The following is a 22,796-nucleotide window of genomic DNA, read 5'->3' as shown; positions in this document are numbered from 1 at the left end:
AAGCTGCTATAAAGCCGCTTTCACCCGATCGGGGACCCAGCAGCTATTGCGCGGGAGATTGCGTTGTTCAAGGGTTTGAAGCCCATCATCTATGGTGGTCGTGAAGTCTGGCCGCTGGTCGAAGGCGGCAAGGGCGTCGCTGTGTCCAACCACGCCAGCTCCGGGGCCTGGGCGGCAGCGGGCGGCATCGGCACGGTGTCGGCCGTCAACGCCGACAGCTATGACAGCATGGGCAATATCATCCCGCAAATCTATCATGGCCGCACCCGCCGCGACCGCCACGAAGAACTGATCGCCTATGCCATCGACGGCGCCGTCGAACAGGTAAAGCGCGCCTTTGAAATCGCAGGTGGTAAGGGCGCGATCAACATCAACGTGTTGTGGGAAATGGGCGGGGCCCAGCGTGTGCTGCACGGCGTACTGGAAAAGACCAGGGGCATGGTTGCCGGCGTAACCTGCGGCGCGGGTATGCCCTACAAGCTGAGCGAAATCGCCGCTTCCTACGGCGTCAGCTACCTTCCCATCGTCAGTTCCGGCCGCGCTTTCCGTGCGCTGTGGAAGCGCGCTTATTCGAAGGCGTCGGAATGGCTGGCGGCGGTGGTCTATGAAGATCCCTGGCTCGCGGGTGGGCATAACGGCCTGTCCAACGCCGAAGATCCGCGTCAGCCGCAAGACCCCTATCCCCGGGTTCGCGACCTGCGCGCGACCATGCGCGAAGGCGGCATTTCCGACGATGTGCCGATAGTCATGGCCGGCGGCGTCTGGGCGCTTAAGGATTGGAATGATTGGATCGACAATCCGGAACTGGGCGCCATCGCCTTCCAGTTCGGCACCCGTCCCCTGCTGACGCAGGAAAGCCCGATCCCGGATGAGTGGAAGCAGCGCCTGACCCAGCTCGAGCCGGGCGATGTCCTGTTGCACCGTTTTTCGCCCACCGGCTTTTACAGCTCGGCGGTGCGCAATCCCTTCTTGCGCCAGTTGGAGGCTCGGTCGGAACGGCAGATTCCGTTCAGCACCGAACAGGCGGGTGATCACACGCATCAGCTTGACGCGGGCGTGAAGGGCAAGAATTTCTGGGTCACGCGCGGCGACCTCCTTCGGGCGCGGGAATGGGTGGGGCAGGGCTTCACCTCCGCGCTCAAGACGCCGGACAACACGCTTGTCTTCGTCACGGAAGAGGAAAAGGCGGAGATCCGCAAGGATCAGACCGACTGCATGGGCTGCCTCAGCCAGTGCGCTTTTTCCAGCTGGATGGACAGCGAAACCAACTCGACCGGCCGCCTCGCCGATCCGCGCAGCTTCTGCATTCAAAAGTCGCTGCAGGAAGCCGTCCATGGCGGCGACCTGGACAAGAATCTGCTGTTTGCTGGCCATGGCGCCTATAAATTCAAGCAGGACCCCTTCTACTCCAACGGCTTCGTGCCCACCGTGAAGCAGCTGGTCGATCGCATCCTGACGGGCCACTGATGGCGGATATTCAGGGATTGGCGGTGTTGGAATATCACACGCCACATTTCGACATCGTGCGCCCCGGCCAGTTCGTTCTCTGTGCTGTCTCGGGCGCGCGAATCGATCTCGATGATCTGAAATATTGGAGCGCCGAATTTCAGGAGGCGTATCGCGGGCCGGTAGAGGCGACGCAATCCTTCCTGCGCCATCGCGGCCTCTAGGCAAAATTAGCGCTCGCTGAGCTTCATCCTTTCTGTTCCCTTCCGCCGATCTGTGCGTTATGCTTTGCAAGCAGGCGACAAAGATCGCCGCGTGCGGAAGGATGTCAGCGATGTCGCGAATAGATATCTATGGCGATCGAATTTGCGTCGCCACCAGCTTCCTGATCGTGGGCTGGTTCATTTACAGCATCATCTTCTAGGCTGCCCGCTTCGGGTTCCCCCCCCCAGTAGCGGGAATCGTTACCGCTAAAGCAAAGCTATGTTTCCTTTCTCAACCTTATAAGTAGATAAGATCGTGAGTATATGCTCCGCGGCTTTTGAAGGATGACAGCTTGCTCCGCGTCAACAACGGCTAAAGCGCACGACCCTGATGCGACCACGCAAGGTTTCGTGTTCCTCCGCACAAGGAGAAAACGATGACCCGCAAATCTGTTCGCTCTCAGCAAAAGCGCCCATCCGACCGGCGGCGCGACATTTACCTGCCCCACTCATCCTGGTCCAGAACGCCGCGAGCGAGCGCGAATGCAGCGATCGCGCCCGAAGATTTCTGGGCCCGTCTCGGTCTCTGATTAGCGGAAAACGACGGTCTTCCCGCCGTTCAGCAGCACCCGGCGGTCGGCGATCCATCCGACCGCCCGGGCCAGCACCTGTGCCTCGATGTCGCGACCAATGCGGATCATATCTTCCGCCGTCGCGCGATGGTCGACACGCTCGACTGCCTGTTCAATGATCGGCCCTTCGTCCAGGTCCGCCGTAACGAAATGGGCCGTTGCGCCGATCAACTTGACGCCGCGTTCATGCGCACGGTGATAAGGACGCGCGCCCTTGAAGCCGGGTAGGAAGCTGTGATGGATGTTGATGCAGCGGCCTTCAAGCCGTCCGACTAGGTCCTCTGACAGCACCTGCATGTAGCGCGCAAGGACAAGATAGTCCGACCGCGTCCTGTCAAAAATCCCTAGCAACGCCGCTTCCTGTCCAGCCTTGTCCCCATTAGGCGGCAGTTCATGATAGGGGATGCCGTGCCATTCGGTGATGCGTCGCATGTCGGGATGGTTGGACACCACGCCCATAATATCGATCGCTAGCGTGCCCGTCTGCCAGCGGTGTAGCAGGTCGGCCAGGCAATGCGATCCCTTCGACACCGCAAGCAGCATGCGCGGCTTTTCCTGTGCAGGCGTCATCCGCCAGTCCATTGCGAAGCGCGTGCCGATGGCCTCGAACTCCGCCTGCAGCCGGTTCGTATCCGCCATTTGCCCATCGGTCGCCTCAAACGCCACCCGCATGAAAAAGCGTCCGGCCTCCCGGTCGGCATATTGCTGGCTGTCCGTGATGAAGCCCCCGCGCTCGGCCAGAAATTGGCTGACCGCAGCAACGATGCCGACGCGGTCGGCGCAGACGAGCGTCAGCACCCAGGAAGGGACAACCGGATTGTTCAACAACGCCTCCGCCAATGATCGGCAACGCCGTTGCCTTATGGCGGCTGCATGATCAAGCCGTTAAAGGATCAGCCCTTCACGCTGGTCGTCGCGAAAATGCCGGTCGCATTGCCCGCGTCGAAGGACAGGTCCAGCCGGCCGGTCGCCGGATCGACGTCGCGGCTGATGAACTCGTAAAATGATCCGGGCACCTCGCGCAGCTCTCTCCCTGCGAAATTTCGTTCGACGGGGTCTGCTCGCAACGCCGTTTGGGGCACGGGGCCGGTGCGGGATATTTCGATCTTGTCCTTGATCGGTCAATCCTCCCGCTTCAGCCGGTCGGCAAGGGCGGCAACATCTGCCACCCGGTCGGTCGCATGATTGAAGGCATTGCCTTCCGTCGCGATCCAGGCCGCCTCATGGGACCTCGACAGCAACAACTCATAGTCATCGAGCGTTACTGGGTCATGCTGCCGGTCGAACGCCGATACCAGCACGGGCAGCGCCGCTGCTGCCTGGTCGAACCGCACCGGTCCCCCTTGGGCATAGCTTTCCAGAAGGCCCATTGTGTCCGCGTTCAGCGGATCGCGCGAAGTCCCGAATGTCCTCGCCGCAACATTGGCAAAATCGGCGTCAAAACGATCGACATGCAGTTCGGAAAGGAAGAACTATGGAATATCCTCGGGCGCGTCAGCATGGGCATAGGTCCTGCCGGTCATCTTCAGCTGATCGAGCGGATAGACGCCTGCCAGTTGATAGCCCAAAGGCAAAAAGATACGAGCGAAGGCATCCTCGCCAGCGGGCAGGGCGCCAGTGGCCCTTGGACCAAGCGTACCGTCCGCATGCGCCATGGTCGAACATCACCTTGCCGCCTCGCGCAAGCGTGTCGGCAACATAAGCCGTCCCGCTCGTAACCCGCTCAAGAAGCCCGTGGAACAGGACGACGTTCATTGTCATCGCAAGTGCCGCCCGCGATACGGCGGGTCTTTTTTCCGCCAGCAATGACGGCGCGATAGTCATCGTCGCCATCACCTGCCGGGCAGCATCTTGCTCCAGCACCGCTTCGGCGAGTGCCGGAATAATTCCCTGTCACCAGCCCATGGCGCTTCACAGACAGAAAGCCTGTTATCGCCTGCGACCTTCACTCTGCCAAGATGCAGAAGCCGCCAATCATGTCACATTTTTCGAGGCATGCAGTCTGCGCCAGCAGCCTTGATCGCGCCGCACAGTCGCGCCGCTTCGGCATTGCTAGCCAGGGGCCCGGCCTGCAACTTCGTCACCGCGCCACCCTTCACTAGGAAAAGTTGATAGGTGGACAGGCCGGAAACCTTGCCGCGCAAGCTGTTCCAGAGAGCGCGCGCACGGCCCTCTTCGCTGAACGCGCCCAACTGTACCCGCCAGCCGCCGCTTGTAGCTGCTCTTGGGGCTTCCGCCTCGCGAGGCGCCTTGGCAGCGGGCGTTTTCGGCTGCTGAACGGCCGCGACCGCTTTGGGAGCCGCCGGCTTCGCCTTCGCGGAAGCCTTGGGTAAAGCAGGCTTCTCAGCATCCGGGGCAGGGGGCAAGGCTGCGGTTGCGAGCGGCGGCGGCCCCTCGCGCACAACAGGTGCGCTTGACGTCCGGCCATTCGCCTCCGCCAGCGCCGCTACTTCCTTCTGTCCCATGTCCCGCGCCATAGCGAGGCCCTGCTCGCGCTGGTCGGCCGGGACATATTTGTCCATCTGCTTAAGGCTGGCCGTCGCCTGAGCCAGTCCCGCTGCCGATGCGCGAGTCATCAGCGCATAGGCGCGCGGCCAATTCTTCGGCGCAATGTCTCCGTTAAACAGGGCGGTGCCGACGATATATTGTGCACGCGGCTCCCCCCTTGCCGCCGACCGCTGAAGATAAGGTAGGGCACCCGCACGGTCTCCTTGTTGGAACATCAGCAGCCCCAGATTATCTTCCGCTCGTGCATGGCCCTGCGCCGCCGCCTTGCGATACCAATCGATGGCAGAGGCCATATCGGCCTTCACCCCGCGTCCCAGCTTGTGGGCCTGGCCCATGTTGAACTGCGCGTCGGGGTCGCCAGCCTGGGCGAGTGGCCGCCATAGGGTGACCGCCTTGTCATAATCTCCCTGCTGCCAAGCATCTACCCCGGCCTTCACATCGGCGAAGGCGGGCGGCGCCAGGCTCAGCATGGTTGCGGCGGCCAAGGCGCCCCAGATCTGCTTCATATGCATGTGCTCCTGAAAGGACAGCTTCGCCGCAGCCTATGATCTAACAAGGTTAATGCCAACTTAGCATTAAGCACATGCTGCGTGATAGTGTTTCGCTCATCTCGAAGGGATGGCGAGGCGTTAACCAATTCTTAGGCGCCCCCATGGCACTTCAGTCCGCAATTGGATTTTCTGGGGGAAACGCGCGTGCGCATACTCGCATTGGCATCGCAAAAAGGTGGATCAGGCAAGACCACCCTGTCTGGTCACTTGGCCGTGCAGGCCCAGATGGCGGGCGCCGGCCCGGTGGTTCTGATCGACATCGATCCTCAGGGGTCGCTCGCTGACTGGTGGAACGAGCGTGAAGCGGAATATCCCGCTTTTGCGCAGACAACGGTCGCGCGGCTCGCCGCAGACCTGGAAATTCTGCGCCAGCAGGGGTTCAAGCTCGCCGTCATCGATACGCCCCCCGCCATCACCATGGCGATCCAGAGCGTGATTTCCGTCGCCGAACTGATCGTAGTGCCGACGCGCCCCAGCCCTCATGACCTCCGCGCCGTTGGCGCGACTGTCGATCTTTGCGACCGTGCGGGCAAGCCGCTGATCTTCGTCGTCAACGCTGCGACGCCCAAGGCGCGGATCACTTCCGAAGCCGCTGTGGCCCTTTCTCAGCACGGCACGGTCGCGCCGGTGACGCTGCATCATCGTACCGATTTTGCGGCGTCGATGATCGATGGCCGCACGGTGATGGAGGTGGATCCCAACGGCCGGTCCGCTGGCGAAGTCACCCAACTCTGGAGCTACGTCTCCGACCGGCTTGAAAAGAATTTCCGCCGAACCGTCTTCTCGGTGCCCAACGGCACTGCGGGCACGCCTGGTGCAGTTCGTCCGGCGACAGGTGGCTTCGGCCGCCGAGTCGTTGGCCAGTAAAAGGAAAGGGAAGACATCATGGCCGAACCTAAGCCACTCGCTTCGCTGACCTCCGGGCTTCTCGCTCGCAAGGGCGCTGCTCAACCCGCCATGCGCCGTCCGGTCATGGGTTTCGGACGTCAGGCGAACGCCGCCCTGATGCAGGACGATCTGGGCTGGAACGACATGGGCTTTGACGTGACGGAACCGGAGCCTGTGCCCGCAGAGCCCCGCGCTGTCGTGGGGCTTACGCCGATGACTCTACCGCCTGTCGCTGCTCCCGTACCACCCGTGGTGATCGCACGCGAAGAGTTGGTTGAGCGTATGGAGGAAGCCGTCAAGACGGTGTCTCCTGCCACGCGCTCGAAGGGCCGGAAAGCCGCGTTCACGCTTCGCCTCGATGCGAGTCGCCACCTCAAGCTCCGCCTTGCCAGCGCCGTCATCGGCCGGTCGTCGCAGCAGATGGTGACGGAGGCGCTCGACATATTCCTCGCCAGCCTGCCCGAAATAGACCGGCTCGCGCAGCAACTGCCGCGTAGCGAAGCAGAGTAAGAGAAGGACATCGCCATGAAGCGCAACGCTCTTGCCAAGGCGGCCCTGTCGTCGCTGCTCGTTGGAACGACGATGGTCGGTTGCACCGGCGCCGCCTTTCGTCCCTCCGCCATTGCCCCGGTGAAGCGGGGCGACGATCGCGCCGCTGCGGCGATCGACAAGGCGCTGGCAGGCAGGGATGGCGCGCATGCCCTTGCTACAGCCGAGGCTGCGGTGCAGGCTGCGCCTCGTGACGCCGGTTACCGCCAGTTGCTGGGCCGCGCCTATGTCGCCAACGGCCGTTTTGCTTCGGCTGAAACAGCGCTCAGCGACGCCATGACGCTTGGCAACCGCGATCCTCGCACCATCGTCAGCCTGGCGCTGGTCAAGGTAGCGCTCGGCAAGAATGAAGCGGCCCGCGATCTTCTCGCGGCCCATGCCGACATCGTTCCCGCCGGCGACTATGGTCTTGCCATAGCGATGGCGGGTGACGCTGCCGAAGGGGTCCGCATCCTTGCCGATGCCATCCACGATCCGTCGGCTACAGCGCGCACGCGCCAGAACTTGGCTTATGCCTATGCGATGGCAGGTCGCTGGAAGGACGCCCGCATGATGGCCGGGCTTGATCTTGAGCCGCTCGCCGCCAATCAGCGGATCGCGCAGTGGGCACAGACCGCAGCTCCGGACTTCGCGCAGCAGCGCATTGCTGGACTGATGGGCGTAACTATCAGCGGCGCCGATGTCGGTCAGCCGGTCGCGCTGGCGCTCGCGCCAGAAGCCGCGCCGGTCCAGGCCGCACAAGCTACCGCGCCGGAACCTGTAGCCGAGCCCGTGCCTGTGGAAGTCGCCGCGGCAGATATGCCGCAGGCCGAAGCCGTGCAGCAGGCCGCTTATGTGGCTGCCGAAACCCCCACCCCGGCTTTCGCAGCGCCTCGAGCGCCGATGAAGGTTGCCAGCGTCCGTCAGCCGGCAACTGTCCGTGCCCAACTCGCGCCCCGCCGCATGCAGGCGGCCTTCCATGTGGAAGGAAGGGGTAGCAGCAATTGGGTCGTGCAACTCGGCGCCTACGAAAATGCTGCTATCGCCAAGGAAAAATGGTTTGAGATGGCACGCCGCAACAACGCGCTTTCAACCCTGCCCGTACTCACCAGCCAGATCACGGTGAACGGCGTCAGCTATTCTCGCCTGGCTGTCAGCGGCTTCAACGATCGCATTGAAGCGGCCGCCCTATGTCGAGCCATCCGCGCTCGCCGCGGCCAATGCTTCGTGCGCGAAAACGCTCCTGACGCAGCGCCCCAGCGCTGGGCGCTGGCGCTTAAACCCCGTCAGTTCGCATCGCGCTGAAGCGGCAGCACCGGGGCTTCGCCGCCCCGCTAAACCACGCATGTCTCGCTAGCTCCCGCCATTGGGCTGAGCTTATCCAAGCGCTCCTCTTCTTTCGAAAAGGGGCGCCCACGATAGGCTCAGGCCGCCCAGGCGGTTCACGCAAGCCGACGCGCGCCTCGCGCAACATACGATCGCCTACGTGCGCAAAATCTCCGCGCTATCATCCTGATCTATAGGGATTTCCGGCCATTTTGAACACCCGCCAGAGTGGTGAAAGTGGCTCCCCGAGTAGGATTCGAACCTACGGCCATTCGATTAACAGTCGAATGCTCTACCGCTGAGCTATCGGGGAGCAGCCCGGCTCTCGCTGGGCAGGCCGCGCCTATAGCAGTGGGATTCTTCGGATGGCAAGCGCAGAATTGCGAATTTTTTTAGGCGATGAATTGTTCGGCCGCAATGCGGTCATCCAGCGTATGTTCGGGGTCGAACAGCAGCGTGAGCGGCGTGCCCCGATCGATCTGCACTTCCACCTGCGCGACATCGCGAACTTCCCGCTGATCCGCCACGGCGCTGACTGGACGTTTCACCGGGTCCAGCACGGTAAAACGAATCGCGGTGCTTTCCGGCAGGATAGCGCCTCTCCACCGGCGGGGTCGGAACGGGCTGATCGGCGTCAGCGCGACCAGCCCCGAACCCAGCGGCAGGATCGGGCCATGCGCCGAAAGATTATAGGCGGTCGATCCCGCTGGAGTCGCTACCAGCACGCCGTCGCAAACCAGTTCGGAAAGCGCGGTGCGCCCGTTCACATGCACTTCCAGCTTCGCCGTTTGGCGCGTCTCACGCAGCAGCGACACTTCATTGATCGCGGGGATCGAGAAACGCTCGCCATCGACGGTATCGACGGTCATGCGCAGCGGATTGACCTTGAACGGCTTCGCCGCCTCGATCCGCTGCTCCAGCCGTTCCAGCCGCCATTCATTCATCAGGAAGCCGACCGTGCCCAGGTTCATGCCAAATACCGGCATGATCCTGTGGCCCTCCAGCATCGAATGCAGCGTCTGCAGCATGAAGCCATCGCCACCGAGCGCGATGATCATATTGGCCTGCTCGACCGGCACGAAGTCATAAGCGGCGCGCAGCCGCTCCTCCGCGGCCCTGGCGGCCTGAGTGGGGGAGGCGAGCAGGGCCCGCCGGGGCTCCTCGCTCATCCGCCGGTCACGCTCATGTGGCGGCTGACCGCTGCGCCAGGTGCGCCCGCGCCGATGCGGAAGTCGTGGGCGGCAGGCTTCAGCCGGAGCGCTCGATCGATCAGCGGCTCGACCGCCAACAGCCCGCCTTCGCGAAAGGCCGACTTCAGATCCACATGATCCTCATGCCCCAGGCACATGAAAATCTTGCCCTCGCAAGTCATCCGCATCCGATTGCAATCTGCGCAGAAATTGTTCGTCAGCGGCGTGATCAGTCCCAACCGCGCCGTCAGGCCCTCTACCGCATGATAACGTGACGGCCCGCCCGTCCGATGCGCAAGCGGCCGCAGTTCATGATGCGCCCGCAGCTGATCCACGACTTCCGTCAGCGGCAGATAATGATCCGTCCGATCCTCGCCAGTCTCGCCCAACGGCATCGTTTCGATCAGCGTCAGGTCGAAACCCTGCTCATGGCACCAATGCAGCATTGGCAGGATCTCATCTTCATTCACGCCTTTCAGCGCCACCATGTTGATCTTCACCGCTAGGCTCGCCGCCTTCGCCGCTGCAAGCCCCTCAAACACCCGCCCGATATTGCCGTTGCGCGTCACATGGGCAAAGCGTTCCGGATCGCGGCTGTCCAGGCTCACGTTGATCCGTCGCACCCCGGCATCGAACAGCGCGTCGGCGTGCTGAGCGAGCCTGGTGCCGTTGGTGGTCAGCGTCAGTTCGTCCAGACCTTCGCCCAAATGCCGCCCGATGCGGTGGACCAGATCGACAATGTCCCGGCGAACCAGCGGTTCACCGCCCGTCAGCCGGATCTTGCGAACCCCCCGCGCAATGAAGAGGTCCGCCAGCAGCGCGATCTCCTCCAGCGTCAGTACCTGATCCTTGGGTAGGAAGCTCATCCGCTCCGCCATGCAATAGCGGCAGCGCAGGTCGCAGCGATCCGTCACCGAAATCCGCAAATAGTTGATCCGGCGGCCCAACGCATCGGTCAGGCCCGTGCGCGGGAGATCGGGCTTGTTCATGTTCGACTAGCTAAGCCATGGCAAACCGCCGCGCAAGCACTGCCGGTTGCAGCGGCGTGAACGGGTCGCTAACCCCTTTCCACTATCTACGCCCAATGCGCTGCGCCCTAGGAGTTTTAACGTGAGCGGTGAAACCGCACTGCATGGACAGCGCAGCCTTTTCATCCTGTCTCCTGGAGATCGTGATGGGCTGTCGCGAGCAGCTGATCAGGCTGGCTGGCGCGCCATCGCCGCGCGGCGGCCGACCGACGCGGCGCAACGATTCCTTCACAGCGATGCTCAGATCGCGATAGTCGACATGCGTCACGCTTCGGAAGGTGATGTCCGCCTGATCGCTTCCATCCTTCCCGCAGTCGAGGCAGGCGGTGGCGCGCTGATTGCACTCATCGATGCCCCAAATGTGGGCGGGACATCGGGACTGTTCGAGGCTGGCGCGACTCATTTTCTCGCCGCACCATTCTCGCCGGAACAGATGCACGCAACGCTCGCCTCCGCCCAGCGGCTGGTCGATCGCCTCGGCGGCGGCGTGACACACAGCCAAAGAGCCCAGCGCATCCGCCGTGGCGATGCGCTTTTCTGGGAATTGGAGGAGGGCGGGCGTGCTGTACGGCTCAGCGACAATCTCGCCCGGCATCTCAATCTCGATCGTCAGACGATCAGCCCCGCGCGCTTCGTCCGCTGCCTGCCGCGTTCCGAACGCCGTTCGGTCATCGCGGCGCTGCGCGGCATGATGCGTTCTGGCCGGGCGGAAGTCTTCGCCCATGCCGCTCCCGGACGGCCGGATGACAGGCTTGTGCATCACGTGCGACGGATCGATGGCACCGTCGCCGCCGATGTCGAGTGGCTGTCGGAGGCGCATGGTCATGATGCGGCTGGACGCGATGACCTGACTGGCCTTCGCTCACGCCAGGCGGCGCTCGATTGGCTGGAGAAGCGCTCAGGGCTCGCGAAGACAATTCTGCTGCTTTCCATCAGCCAGTTCGATCGCATGAATGCTGCCTATGGCCAGGTCGTGGGCGACGCATTGCTGGGCCGCATCGCCCGTCGGATCGAGCGCATGGCCGGTGACGCCGCACCCGGCGCAATCGTCGCGCGCATTGCGGGGACCGAATTTCTCATCGGCCTGACCGGCGAAGCGGCGGCGAGCGACCGGGCGACCTTCCTGGCTCGTCAGCTCATGGCAGCGATCGGCCGGCCATTCAGCGCGGGCGATCACCTCATTCGCCTCACCGCGCGCTGCGGCATTGCCCAGTCGCGCGCCGACGACGACGCTACCCGCCTGCTCCGCCGTGCGGGCACTGCACTGGCCGATGCGAGGGCCGGAGGCGGGGAGGGCATCCGCATCTTCTCTGCTGAAAAGCGCAGCCGTCAAGTCGATCCGGACCAGCTCGAAACCGACCTCCGCCTGGCCCTCCACAGGGGGGAGATCGGTATCTTGTTTCAGCCGCAATATCCGGTGGATGGCGTTCATATGGTCGGCGTGGAGGCGCTCGCGCGCTGGAATCATCCGCAATATGGCTCACTTGGCGCGGGCATGCTCTTCGCCGCGGCCGAGCGGTCCGACTATATGCTCCCGCTTTCGGCCCATATACAGGCCGAAGCGTTGCATCAGGCAGCCGCATGGCCCCGTGCGCTGTCGCATCTGCGCCTGTCGATAAATGTGACGGCCGCGGACATCGCTCAGCCTGGCTTCATGAGTCAGTTCCTCAATCTCGTCGATGGCAGTGGCTTTCCACGCGCGCGCCTGACCGTTGAGATTACCGAAAGCGGGCTCATCGAAAATGTCGGTGCGGCCACCGCGCTCCTGACCGCATTGCGGGCCGAAGGGTTGGCGGTCGCGGTCGATGATTTTGGCACCGGCTACTCCAGCCTCGCCTACCTGAAGAGCTTGCCGCTCGACTATCTCAAGATCGACAGCGGCCTGGCGCAGGACATAGCGGGCACCGCCCGCGACCGCATCATCGTGCGGGGAGTCATCCACATGGCCAAGTCCCTCGGCCTCGCCGTCATCGCGGAGGGCGTGGAAACGCAGCAGCAACTCGATCTGCTCGCCCGCGAAGGATGCGACTATTATCAAGGGTTCCTGCGCTCGGCGGGCGTGGCGTCAGCAGACCTCGTCGCCATGGCGCTGGCGGCCTGACCGCGACCGCGAAGGTGACATGGAAAGCTAAAGGTTGAAGCCCACGCGGCCTATCAGCGTGGCTCCAGCGTGATGCGAGCCCGGCCCATCGATGCTGCTGTCAGCATAGCGTAGCCCGGCAAACCACCGCCCTTTCAGATAATCGATGTTGAAGCCATGATCCCAATATGCGCCGTTCGGCCGTAACCGAGCCGCGCGGACCGGATCACGAACATCTCCTGAAGACCGCCCGATCCGTGCGGACACCGTCAGTGGTGTTCCGGGCACCCCAACCACCGCCGAAGCCGACAGATAAAGATTGTCCCCGCCGATGGCTGACTGCTTAGGCGCATAGTTCGCGCTCAGGTCCACGCTCGCTGGCCCGATCAGAAAAGCCGCGCCTGCCCCGATCTCGCCATAGCCCGGCCCGGATGCTCCTGGGAACAGATGATAACGGCCCTCGGCCGAGAGGCTCCACCCGCCGAACTGCCGGGCAAAGACTGCGCCCAGGTCAATGACGGCGTCCGCGTCGCCATGCCGGTCGCTGCCCCACAAGGATGTTGTAGCCCCCTCGATGCTCAGCCCTTTCGCCACGGGCATCGAAATTGACCCGCGCAGCACCGGCTCGCCGTCGCTCCAGCTTAGTCCCCGCCGCCGCTCCTCACTCGCTGCTTCAACCGTCGCCGACACCCCGCTCTCATATTGCGCGAGGGCGGGGGAGGCGCTGGCGCAAGCGATCAATCCGCTCGCCAGCGCCAGGCGCATGTCAGTTCGACGCAAGGTTGCGGACGGCATCAAGTTCGGCCAGCAAGGGCGCGCGATCACCCTCGGCCACCGCCAGCAGATGATCCCGGATCGCCGCATCATGTTGCGCCAGATTGCGTTCGCCCGACCGGCGGCCCGGCGTGCATGCGCCCGTTTCGCTGCCCGAAATCTGCTTGTCGCTCGAAACAGTGCGGGCCAGCGCGGGGCCGTGATTTAGCGCGCGGTCCACGACGATTGTCGCCGTCCACTGGCACCGCGTCATGTCCATCCGGTTCGGGACCTTCGCCCCAACCGTTTTGTGACGAACCTCCGCCCGCGCGGTATAGGTCGCCTGCATCGGCGTGCCGCGATGGTCTAACTGAACAACATGCGTGGCATGGGGCGTGGCAGCCGCAGCCGCCATGGCGATGAAGGTCAAACTCATGTCTATCTCCTGCTCGATGCCGGACTTTGCTGTCCGTTCATCGAGGCGGGATTTAGGTTGCGACTATTGCTGCTATTTTGCTGACGGGCGACAAAGGGGTGCTGCGAAGAGCCACGCACCGCTTCCGTTCGTTTCGAGCGGAATCGAGAAACGGAAAAGCGCTTTGCTAACGCTGCACGGCCTCCATCGCCGTCACCCCGCCGCCTTCGCCAGTCCCTTCGACAGCTGCAAAGCTCCATTCAATCGCGCGGCGGGATCGGCCCAGGCCCGATTGACCACGACCTTGCTGTCCGGCCGCAACCGCGCCACGCCGTTCAACCGCTGGATATAGGCCACCAGCGCTTCGGGCCGCGGGAAACGGTCCTCGAAGAAGCTCACCAGCGCACCCTTTGGCCCGACGTCGATCTTCGAGATGTTTGCCGCCACGCAATTTTGTTTGATCTCGATGATCTTGAACAGATTCTGCGTCGGCGCAGGCAGCTTGCCGAAGCGATCGATGAGTTCCGCTGCAAAAGCCTCCAGCCCCTGCCGGTCCTCGACCTCATTCAGGCGGCGATAGAGGCCCATGCGCAGGTCCAGATCCGGCACATAATCTTCCGGGATGAGGATGGGCGCATCCACGCTGATCTGGGGTGAGAAGCTTTCCCGCCTCTCAATCCCCGCGCCGCCAGCTTTCGCCTCCAGGATCGCATCCTCCAGCATCGACTGATACAGCTCGAACCCGACCTCCTTTATGTGACCGGACTGTTCATCACCGACCAGATTGCCCGCGCCGCGAATATCAAGGTCATGGCTCGCCAGCTGGAACCCGGCCCCCAGCGTATCCAGATCGGACAGCACCTTCAGCCGCTTTTCCGCGGTCTCGGTGATGACCTTGTTCGCAGGCGTCGTGAAATAGGCATAGGCGCGTGTCTTCGACCGCCCCACACGCCCGCGAAGCTGGTACAATTGCGCCAGCCCGAACCGATCTGCCCGGTGTATGATCAGCGTGTTGGCTGACGGAATGTCGAGGCCGCTCTCAACGATGGTGGTCGAGAGCAGCACATCATAGCGCTTGTCGTAAAAGGACGACATGCGTTCTTCGACCTCGCTAGCCGCCATCTGCCCATGCGCCACAACGGGCCGCACCTCCGGCACTTCGGTCCGCAGAAATTCTTCCACTTCGGTCAGATCGGCAATGCGCGGGACCACGAAGAAGCTCTGCCCGCCACGATAATGCTCGCGCAGCAGGGCCTCGCGGATCACCACCCCGTCCCAGGGCATGATATAGGTCCGCACGGCCAGGCGATCTACCGGCGGCGTCTGGATCACGGACAGTTCCCGCAAGCCTGACATCGCCATCTGCAACGTCCGCGGGATCGGCGTCGCCGTCAGCGTCAGCACATGCACGTCGGTCTTGAGGCTCTTCAGCCGTTCCTTATGAGTCACGCCGAACCGCTGTTCCTCATCGACAATGACAAGCCCCAGCCGCTTGAACTCCAGCCCCTTCGCCAGCAGCGCATGGGTGCCCACGACAATATCGACGGTCCCATCGGCCAACCCGGCCTTCACGGCCTTCGCCTCCTTATCCGGCACCAGTCGCGACAGGCGCCCGATATTCACCGGAAAGCCCCGGAAGCGCTCCTCGAAATTCATATGATGCTGCCGGGCGAGCAGGGTGGTCGGGCAGATCACCACCACCTGCATCCCCGCCATCGCCGCCACGAAAGCAGCACGCAAAGCCACTTCGGTCTTGCCGAACCCAACGTCACCGCACACGAGGCGGTCCATCGGCCGCCCTGCGCCCAGGTCTTCGACCACATCGCTGATCGCGCGATCCTGATCCTCTGTCTCCTGATAGGGGAAGCGATCGACGAACGCCGGATATCCAGCGCTGTCCGGCTCCGCCACGGTCGCCATGCGCAGGGCCCGCTCCGCTGCCGTTTTGAGCAATTCACCCGCAATCTCGCGGATGCGCTCCTTCATCTTCGCCTTGCGCCGCTGCCACGCCTCGCCGCCCAGCTTGTCGAGGCTCACCCCTTCGCTGTCGGAGCCATAGCGGGAGAGAACCTCCAGATTCTCCACCGGCACATAGAGTTTGTCGCCGCCTGCATATTCCAGCGCCACGCAATCATGAGCCGCCTTGGCGACCGGGATCTGCGTCAGCCCTTCATAGCGGCCGATGCCATGGTCCATATGCACGACCAGATCGCCCGGTGAGAGCGTCGCCAGTTCGGCCAGGAAGGCGTCGGCGCTCTTCTTCCGCTTGGCGCGCCGCACCAGCCGGTCGCCCAGCATGTCCTGCTCGGTCAGCACGGCGACGTCGGGGGCAGTAAAGCCGTGATCCAGCGCCAACACGGTCAGCACCGTGCTCCCGCCCGCCGCGATCCCCAGCGCCTCCTGCCAGCTGTCCGCCGTTGCGACCCGCTTCAGTCCATGATCGATCAACAGGCCCGAAAGCCGCTCCCGCGCACCGCCGGAATAGCTAGCAATGACCACCTTCTTCTTGGCCCGCTGGAGCGAGGCGATATGCTTGCCCACCGCCTCATAGACATTAGCGTTCTGCGCCCGCTCCGGCGCGAAATCGCGCGGTCCATCAACCTCGAAATCGAGGACAGTGGCGCTTTCCGGCTCGTGGAAGGGCGAGGTCGCGTGCATCGGCCAGTCACGCACCAGGCGGTCCCATTCCGCCGCATCCAGATACAGCGCCTTGGGCTCCAAAGGCCGGTAAGCACCCGGATCGGACGACTTCGCCTGCACTCGATTGGCATGATAATCCCGGATGGCCTCGAACCGCGATTCTGCCGCGCCCGCCACGCCATGGTCCAGTACGACGATGGTGTCGTCGCCCAGATGCTCGGTCATCGGCACCAGCTTTTCCTCGAACAGCGGCAGCCAATGCTCCATCCCCGCCAGCCGCCGCCCGTCGCTAACCGCCTGATAGAGGGGGTCGCCCGTCGCCGTCGCCCCAAAGGTCTCGCGATAACGCCCGCGAAAGCGCTTGATCGTGTCCTCGTCGAGCAACGCCTCGGACGCGGGCAGAAGCGTGAAGCCATCGACGCCCCCGCTGGTCCGCTGGTCCGCTGGATCGAATCGCCGCACCGTTTCGATCTCATCCCCGAAGAAATCGAGCCGAAGCGGCTGCTCCTCGCCGCCGGGGAACAGATCGACAATCCCGCCGCGAATGGCGAACTCCCCTCGGTCATGCACGGTATCAGTCCGCACATAACCATTGGCCTGCAACATCTCCGCCAATCGCGAGATCGCGATCCGCTCCTTGGACGCGAGCTTCGCCACCAGCTGCCGCACGCGGAAGGGGGTGAGCGTCCGCTGGGTCAGCGCACTGATCGTCGTCAGGACAAGCTGCGGCCCCTTAGGTTTCGCCTGCAAAGCATGCAGTCCGGCCAGACGCGCCGCAGCCGTTCGCAAGGAAGGGCTTGCCCGGTCATAAGGCAGGCAGTCCCACGCCGGAATCTCGACAATCTCGATCTCGGGCGCAAAATAATGCGCCGTGTCCGCCACCGCCCGCATGAGCTGCTCATCGGGCGCGACGAACAGCGCCCGCGAAGGCGCCGCCCGCGCGATGTCCGCCAACAACCAGGGCTGAAACCCGGCGGGCACCCCGGACAGCGTGATGGGCGCGGCGGCTTTGAGGATTTTCAGAAGATCGGTCATTCGCTTCTCAATCCCCCTGCCGCGAGCGGGAGGGGTTAGGGGTGGGCATTGCAGCGCTGGCGGATCAGGCCCACCCCGCTAACCAGGCCTGCGGCCCGGGCAAGTCTCGCTGTCCTCCCGCTTGCGGGAGGGACATGGAAGTCACGTCTTCCCAATCTCCACAAAATCCAACTGGGCGAACTTGTCCCACATTGCGCCCTGCCATTCCTGGGGCACCGGCAGCACCCCCATCGCCCAGGCCATGATGTCCGCGTCCTGCTCATCCATGAACCGCTCGAACCACTGAATCTCCTCTTCGCTCCACTCGGTATGATAGCGATCGAAAAATCCCCCTACGGCTAGATCGGCTTCCTTGATGCCGCGATGCCAGGCCCGGAATTGCAGGCGGCGGATACGGGGATCTTCGTTCACAATTTGTTCCTTGATCGGGCATGCCAAAATCGCCGATCGGATGTTTGCGCATCGTCCCGGCTGGGCTAGATGCCGTCAGATAGACATGCGCCCGAATATCCTCAACCCACTCTTCACCGAAATCGAAGCGCTCAAGGGCGTAGGCCCTGCGCTCGCCAAACCGTTGGAGCGGCTGGGGCTGGCCCGCGCCGTGGACGTCGCCTTCCACCTGCCGGTCAGCTTCATCGACCGCCGCATGGTCGACGAGCTGGTGCTGAGCGACTCCGGCCGCGTTATCGGAATAGAATTGACGCCCACCGACTATCGAGCCTCCGGCAGCGCCCGTGCGCCCTTCCGGGTCATCGCGCAGGACAAGCACGGCAACATCGTCGCGCTGGTCTATTTCGGTCGCAACAGTGCCTGGCCACGCAAGCTGCTGCCGCTAAACGAACCCAAATTTATCTCCGGCAAGCTGGAGGCCTATGGCGACAATCTCCAGATCGTGCATCCCGACTATGTCTTGCCCCCGGAGGAAGCCGCCACCATCCCCGCGCGTGAGCCGGTCTATGGCCTTTCCGAAGGTCTCACCAACAACCGCCTGCGCGACCTCGTTGCTCAGGCGCTCGCCCGCGCCCCCGACCTTCCCGAATGGATTGAGCCTAGCCTGCTCGCGCGGAAAGGCTGGCCCGCATGGCGCGACGCGTTAACCCGCATCCACGCTGACCCCAGCGATGCCAAGGCGCGCGAACGCCTCGCCTATGACGAGATCTTCGCCGGCCAACTCGCACTGATGCTGGTTCGCCAATCCTCCCGCAAGCGCAAGGGCGTCCCTATCGCCGGAGACGGCCGCCTTCGCGCCATGCTCCAGCTTCCCTTCGCCCCGACAGGCGCTCAGCGCTGCGCCTTCGGAGAGATTGAAGGCGACATGGTCCAACCCGTCCCCATGCTCCGCCTTCTCCAAGGCGATGTCGGCTCGGGCAAGACGCTCGTTGCCCTGATGGCGCTCCTCAACACGGTCGAGGCGGGCGCTCAAGGTGCACTTCTGGCGCCCACCGAAATCCTTGCCCGCCAGCACTACGAAACCCTTCGCAAGATGGCTTCCGGCCTGCCGGTCACCATCGCCATCCTTACCGGCCGCGAAAAGGGCAGAGCGCGCGAATCCACCCTTATGGGCCTCGCCGACGGCAGCATCGACATTCTCGTCGGCACCCACGCCATCTTTCAGGAAGCCGTCCGCTACAAAAATCTCGCCCTCGCGGTGATCGACGAGCAACATCGCTTCGGTGTCGCCCAGCGCATGATGCTGGCGGCCAAGGCCGAGCGCACGCCTCATCTGCTGGTAATGACCGCAACGCCAATCCCGCGCACGCTGACGCTCACCTATTATGGCGAAATGGACGTTTCCCGCCTTGACGAGATGCCCCCCGGCCGCCAGCCCATCCAGACGGTCGTCATGTCCGCCAACCGTCTGGATGAGGTTGTCGATGCACTCGCCCGCCATGTCGAGGGCGGCGGTCAGGCCTATTGGGTCTGCCCGCTGGTGGAGGAAAGCGAAGTCAGCGACCAGGCTGCTGCCGAAGCGCGCGCCGAATACCTCAAGATGCGCTTTGGCGACCGCGTCGGTCTCGTACACGGCCGCATGAAAGGCCCGGAAAAAGACGCCGCGATGGAGTCTTTCGCCACCAACCGGACGCAGATCCTTGTCGCCACGACCGTGATCGAAGTCGGCGTCGATGTGCCCAATTCCAGCCTCATCATTATCGAAGGCGCCGACCGCTTCGGCCTAGCTCAGCTCCACCAGCTAAGGGGCCGGGTAGGGCGCGGCCAGAACCATTCGGTCTGCCTCTTGCTACGCGGCAATGCCCTGTCCGAAACCTCGCGCGCGCGTCTTGCCCTGATGCGCGAAACCAATGACGGCTTCCGCATAGCCGAAGAGGATCTGCGCCTGCGCGGTGCCGGCGAAATCCTCGGCACCCGCCAATCCGGTGAGCAGCAGTTGAAGATCGCCACGCCGGAACATCTCTCCACCCTGCTCGACGCGGCGCGGGACGACGCTCACCTCCTCATCGACCGCGACGGCGGCCTCACGGAGGCGAGGGGGGAAGCGGCTCGAACGTGCCTCTATCTTTTCGAACGAGATGCAGCGGTAGGTCTGCTCCGCAGCGGATAAGCCGATCATCTCCACTCTACGCGTCATGCCAGCGAAAGCTGGCATTTCGGGAGGTGAGATGGGAGGATGACTTAGATCCCAGCTTTGGAATGACAGTAAGGCGGAGGGTGACAACGTTCCCCACGCACGGCTCATCCAAACCGACAGATGCCTGCGAAACCATCCCGCATGCCGCCTCGTTGCCAAAGTCATGCGCACAGACATCAGCCTCGATCACGTCACCCCCATGGCGGCCATGTCCATCGCCATTTCGGTCGCCGCCGCCTTCCTGCTCCACTGGCTGGTATATTGGATCGCGACCCGCGTAGCTCGCCGCATCGGCATCGCGCCGATTATCCTGCCCGCCATCTATCATCCGACCCGCTGGATCGTCGTCCTGATGACGCTCGCTGCGGGGATTCAACCACTCACCTTCAGTCCGCGGATAGAGGCGATCTGGTCGATCTCCTCGAAGATGCTGTTCATCCTGCTCACCGGTTGGCTGATTTTCTCCCTCATGCGCGTAATGCGTGTTCTTCTCGAACGCCGCAGCGACATCACGGTTGAAGACAATCTCAAGGCCCGTCGCCAACATACCCGCATCCGCATCCTCTACCGAGTGGTGCAGTTCATCATCGGCTTCCTGATCCTGTCGCTCATGCTGATCGCGATCCCCGGCGTCCGCACGGTGGGCGTAACTCTCATGGCTTCGGCGGGTCTTGTGGGACTTGCCGTAGGCGCCGCCGCTCAGCCCGCGCTCAAGAATCTCATCGCGGGCATCCAGATGGCTTTTTCCGAGCCCATCCGCCTCGATGATGTCGTCATCGTGGAGGGTGAGTGGGGCCGTATCGAAGATATCAAGCTCACCTATGTCGTGGTGCGCATCTGGGACGATCGCCGGATGATCGTCCCCGTTTCCTATTTTCTAGAAAAGCCCTTCCAAAATTGGACGACCCGAACGTCCGACCTGCTCGGCACCGTCTTCCTCTATGTCGATCCGTCAGCGGATGTGGAACGCATCCGTGCGAAGTTCGTCGAAGCGGTGAAGGCGAACAGCCGTTGGGATGGCCGCGTCGCAATCTTGCAGGTCACCGATCATCGGGCCGACGCGCTGGAACTGAGGGGACTGCTCAGCGCCCGCAATGCGGGCCTCGCCTTCGATCTGCGATGTGAGGTTCGCGAAGCGATGATGCTCTTTCTACGCGCCGAAATGCCGGAAGCGCTGGTGCGCTCACGCCAGCGGCTCGAAGCGGCAGAGGGTTTCGCGGACGCCTTTACCAGGCCGTCTGGCGCGGTGGGATCAGGCTAAGCATCGCCTCATAGATGCGCGGCTTGATGGGTTCGCGAAATTCCATGCCGACCCGGCCATCCTCGGCCCAGCGGACCTCCGCCTCCACATCCTTGATCACCGGTAGCCACACGGAAACGCGCTCGCCGATGAACACCTCGGCATCGGTGCGGCACATCAGCCCCAGTTCGGAAATATTGATGACGCGGACGCCATGGGTTCGGCCTCGCGCCATGATATGGCTGACCATATCGACCAGCACGCGCTGAGCGCGCCGCTGATTAATCGAAGGATCCCGTAAACGGGCGACCTGGGCGAGGCTTGCGAGCACCGAAGACATGTCCGAAGCTTAAGTCCGGGACAGTCGCCCCTTCCTTGCCGGACATGCCTAATGCCGCTTTAACTCTCTATAATTTCAAGCAGTTACTAACCCATGTTTCTTTGCGCCGAAGCTCAGCTTGTCACCGGGCTTCAGCGTCAGGGCGGGGTCGCTCACCACTTCGCCATTCACGCGAATCGCGCCTTCGGCAAGTTTGCGCCGCACTTCCTTGTTGGATGCCGCAAAGCCGAGCGCGGTTGTGCCCTGAACGATGTTGAGCCCGTCGGCGCCAAGGCTGATGGTCGGCAGGTTGGCGTCGGAAGCGCCTTCCTCGAACGTCTTACGTGCCGTCTCGGCCGCCAGAGTAGCAGCCTCGGGGCCACGGCAAAGCGCCGTCGCCTCATTGGCCAGGATCTTCTTCGCCTCGTTAATCTCCGCGCCGTGCAACGCAGCAAGCCGCTCCACCTCGTCCATCGGCAGATCGGTGAACAGCCGCAGGCGGTTCGCCACGTCGGCATCCGCCGTGTTCCGCCAGAACTGCCAATAGTCGTAGTTGGAAAGCTGATCTTCGTTCAGCCACACCGCACCGCCCACGGTCTTGCCCATCTTGGTGCCGTCCGCGTTGGTCAGCAGCGGGGTGGTGAGGCCAAATACCTGCGTGCCATCAACCCGCCGCGCCAGTTCGACGCCATTGACGATATTGCCCCACTGATCCGATCCGCCCATCTGCAACCGGCAAGCCGACCGTCGCGAAAGCTCCAGAAAGTCATAGGCCTGGAGGATCATGTAATTGAACTCGAGGAAGCTCAGCGACTGTTCCCGGTCCAGCCGCAGCTTCACCGAATCGAAGCTTAGCATCCGGTTGACCGAGAAATGCTGGCCGATGTCCCGCAGGAAAGGGATATATTCCAGGCGGTCGAGCCACTCCGCATTATCAAGCATGATCGCGTCGGTCGGCCCGTCTCCAAAGGTCAGGAACCGCTCGAACACGCGCTTGATGCTCGCGACATTCTCCGCGATCAGGTCGGTGGTCAGCAGTTTGCGCGCTTCGTCCTTGAAGCTCGGATCGCCAATCTTTCCGGTGCCGCCGCCCATCAGGACGATCGGCTTGTGTCCTGCCTTCTGCAGTAGCCGCAGCATCATGATAGACACCAGATGCCCGACATGCAGCGAAGGCGCTGTGGGATCAAAACCGATATAGCCCGGCACGATCTGCTTGGCGGCCAGGGCATCGAGCCCCTCCGCATCGGTCAGCTGATGGATGTAGCCGCGCGTTTCGAGTAGACGGAGCAGATCGGACTGGTAATTGGTCATAATGCCGCGCCCTCTAGCATTGCGTCGCGGGCCGGGAAAGTCCCTCCTCCGTTCGGGCTGAGCTTGTCGAAGCCCTCCACTTCTTTAAAGACGAAAGAAGCACAGCCCCAACG

21 protein-coding genes and 1 tRNA gene are annotated in these 22,796 nt (G+C 63.1%); 8 read left to right on the top strand and 14 right to left on the bottom strand.

The genetic code is table 11. From position 1 onward, the window contains the following. The first annotated feature begins 63 nt into the window (after positions 1–63). Together EP837_RS02075 and EP837_RS02070 are read left to right on the top strand one after the other, a co-directional pair. Positions 64–1,467, top strand: coding sequence for an NAD(P)H-dependent flavin oxidoreductase (locus EP837_RS02075; RefSeq protein ID WP_066524059.1), 1,404 nt, complete (start codon positions 64–66; stop codon positions 1,465–1,467). Beyond that, entirely contained in the window at positions 1,467–1,670 is a 204-nt protein-coding gene (locus tag EP837_RS02070) for a DUF2093 domain-containing protein (RefSeq protein WP_066524057.1), read from the top strand. The genes EP837_RS02075 and EP837_RS02070 overlap by 1 nt, the downstream gene beginning before the upstream one ends. Positions 1,671–2,239: 569 nt before the next feature. On the opposite strand, the gene purU is transcribed toward EP837_RS02070, so the two are convergent. The 5 genes from purU to EP837_RS02055 form a co-directional block, all read right to left on the bottom strand. Beyond that, positions 2,240–3,079: a formyltetrahydrofolate deformylase gene (purU, locus tag EP837_RS02065; RefSeq protein ID WP_380803078.1), complete on the bottom strand. Its 840-nt coding sequence runs from the start codon at positions 3,077–3,079 to the stop codon at positions 2,240–2,242. Between the two features lie 95 nt (positions 3,080–3,174). Beyond that, the gene (locus EP837_RS21995) at positions 3,175–3,297 is read right to left on the bottom strand and encodes a hypothetical protein (RefSeq protein WP_443019114.1); all 123 of its coding nucleotides are present in this window, start codon (positions 3,295–3,297) and stop codon (positions 3,175–3,177) included. Between the two features lie 105 nt (positions 3,298–3,402). Next, positions 3,403–3,738: a 2-oxoadipate dioxygenase/decarboxylase family protein gene (locus EP837_RS21990; protein WP_380803075.1), complete on the bottom strand. Its 336-nt coding sequence runs from the start codon at positions 3,736–3,738 to the stop codon at positions 3,403–3,405. 15 nt (positions 3,739–3,753) lie between these two features. Beyond that, on the bottom strand, positions 3,754–3,936 hold the full coding sequence (locus EP837_RS21985; protein ID WP_380802929.1) for a hypothetical protein: 183 nt from the start codon (positions 3,934–3,936) through the stop codon (positions 3,754–3,756). Positions 3,937–4,260: 324 nt separating this feature from the next. Beyond that, positions 4,261–5,301 (bottom strand): SPOR domain-containing protein, encoded by a 1,041-nt coding sequence (locus EP837_RS02055; protein WP_066524055.1) that lies wholly within the window; start codon positions 5,299–5,301, stop codon positions 4,261–4,263. 183 nt (positions 5,302–5,484) lie between these two features. Between EP837_RS02055 and EP837_RS02050 the strand changes: the two genes are divergently transcribed. From EP837_RS02050 to EP837_RS02040, 3 genes are read left to right on the top strand one after another with little or no spacing between them, the layout of a single operon-like run. Continuing rightward, positions 5,485–6,207 (top strand): ParA family protein, encoded by a 723-nt coding sequence (locus EP837_RS02050; RefSeq protein ID WP_066528529.1) that lies wholly within the window; start codon positions 5,485–5,487, stop codon positions 6,205–6,207. A gap of 18 nt (positions 6,208–6,225) precedes the next feature. After that, positions 6,226–6,738 (top strand): hypothetical protein, encoded by a 513-nt coding sequence (locus EP837_RS02045; RefSeq protein ID WP_066524054.1) that lies wholly within the window; start codon positions 6,226–6,228, stop codon positions 6,736–6,738. A gap of 15 nt (positions 6,739–6,753) precedes the next feature. Beyond that, complete coding sequence (locus EP837_RS02040) at positions 6,754–8,061, top strand: SPOR domain-containing protein (protein WP_066524053.1); 1,308 nt, start codon at positions 6,754–6,756, stop codon at positions 8,059–8,061. A gap of 259 nt (positions 8,062–8,320) precedes the next feature. Here EP837_RS02040 and EP837_RS02035 read toward each other — a convergent pair. The 3 genes from EP837_RS02035 to moaA all read right to left on the bottom strand — a co-directional run bounded on the left by EP837_RS02035 (position 8,321) and on the right by moaA (position 10,261). Beyond that, positions 8,321–8,395 (bottom strand) — tRNA-Asn (locus tag EP837_RS02035). A 79-nt stretch (positions 8,396–8,474) separates the two neighbouring features. Next, positions 8,475–9,251, bottom strand: a complete 777-nt coding sequence (locus EP837_RS02030) for an NAD kinase (protein ID WP_066524049.1) — start codon at positions 9,249–9,251, stop codon at positions 8,475–8,477. Continuing rightward, entirely contained in the window at positions 9,248–10,261 is a 1,014-nt protein-coding gene (moaA, locus tag EP837_RS02025) for a GTP 3',8-cyclase MoaA (protein ID WP_066524048.1), read from the bottom strand. Before moaA ends, EP837_RS02030 begins: the two co-directional genes overlap by 4 nt. 121 nt (positions 10,262–10,382) lie before the next feature. On the opposite strand from moaA, the gene EP837_RS02020 reads away from it, so the two are divergent. Beyond that, positions 10,383–12,401, top strand: a complete 2,019-nt coding sequence (locus EP837_RS02020; RefSeq protein WP_066524047.1) for a putative bifunctional diguanylate cyclase/phosphodiesterase — start codon at positions 10,383–10,385, stop codon at positions 12,399–12,401. A gap of 27 nt (positions 12,402–12,428) precedes the next feature. Here EP837_RS02020 and EP837_RS02015 read toward each other — a convergent pair whose 3' ends face one another. From EP837_RS02015 to EP837_RS02000, 4 genes are all read right to left on the bottom strand, one after another. Then, on the bottom strand, positions 12,429–13,145 hold the full coding sequence (locus EP837_RS02015) for a TorF family putative porin (protein WP_225870564.1): 717 nt from the start codon (positions 13,143–13,145) through the stop codon (positions 12,429–12,431). A gap of 1 nt (position 13,146) precedes the next feature. Beyond that, positions 13,147–13,569 (bottom strand): hypothetical protein, encoded by a 423-nt coding sequence (locus EP837_RS02010; protein WP_066524042.1) that lies wholly within the window; start codon positions 13,567–13,569, stop codon positions 13,147–13,149. 192 nt (positions 13,570–13,761) lie between these two features. After that, positions 13,762–17,223 (bottom strand): transcription-repair coupling factor, encoded by a 3,462-nt coding sequence (gene mfd / locus EP837_RS02005; protein WP_066524041.1) that lies wholly within the window; start codon positions 17,221–17,223, stop codon positions 13,762–13,764. Positions 17,224–17,364: 141 nt separating this feature from the next. Then, entirely contained in the window at positions 17,365–17,634 is a 270-nt protein-coding gene (locus tag EP837_RS02000; protein WP_066528526.1) for an FAD assembly factor SdhE, read from the bottom strand. An 85-nt stretch (positions 17,635–17,719) separates the two neighbouring features. On the opposite strand from EP837_RS02000, the gene recG reads away from it, so the two are divergent. Together recG and EP837_RS01990 are read left to right on the top strand one after the other, a co-directional pair. Further along, positions 17,720–19,783, top strand: coding sequence for an ATP-dependent DNA helicase RecG (gene recG, locus EP837_RS01995; protein ID WP_066524040.1), 2,064 nt, complete (start codon positions 17,720–17,722; stop codon positions 19,781–19,783). 190 nt (positions 19,784–19,973) lie between these two features. After that, positions 19,974–21,071: a mechanosensitive ion channel family protein gene (locus tag EP837_RS01990; RefSeq protein WP_066524039.1), complete on the top strand. Its 1,098-nt coding sequence runs from the start codon at positions 19,974–19,976 to the stop codon at positions 21,069–21,071. Here EP837_RS01990 and EP837_RS01985 read toward each other — a convergent pair. Continuing rightward, the gene (locus EP837_RS01985) at positions 21,037–21,390 is read right to left on the bottom strand and encodes a PilZ domain-containing protein (RefSeq protein WP_066524038.1); all 354 of its coding nucleotides are present in this window, start codon (positions 21,388–21,390) and stop codon (positions 21,037–21,039) included. The genes EP837_RS01990 and EP837_RS01985 overlap by 35 nt on opposite strands. Before the next feature lie 75 nt (positions 21,391–21,465). Then, positions 21,466–22,683: a tyrosine--tRNA ligase gene (gene tyrS, locus EP837_RS01980; protein WP_066524037.1), complete on the bottom strand. Its 1,218-nt coding sequence runs from the start codon at positions 22,681–22,683 to the stop codon at positions 21,466–21,468. Positions 22,684–22,796 lie beyond the last annotated feature (113 nt).

Origin of the sequence: Sphingobium sp. EP60837, assembly GCF_001658005.1 — a bacterium.
GTDB classification, from domain to species: Bacteria; Pseudomonadota; Alphaproteobacteria; order Sphingomonadales; family Sphingomonadaceae; genus Sphingobium; species Sphingobium tyrosinilyticum.
The sequence above is the reverse complement of the archived record's forward strand: the minus strand, read 5'-3'. Positions and strand labels throughout refer to the sequence as shown.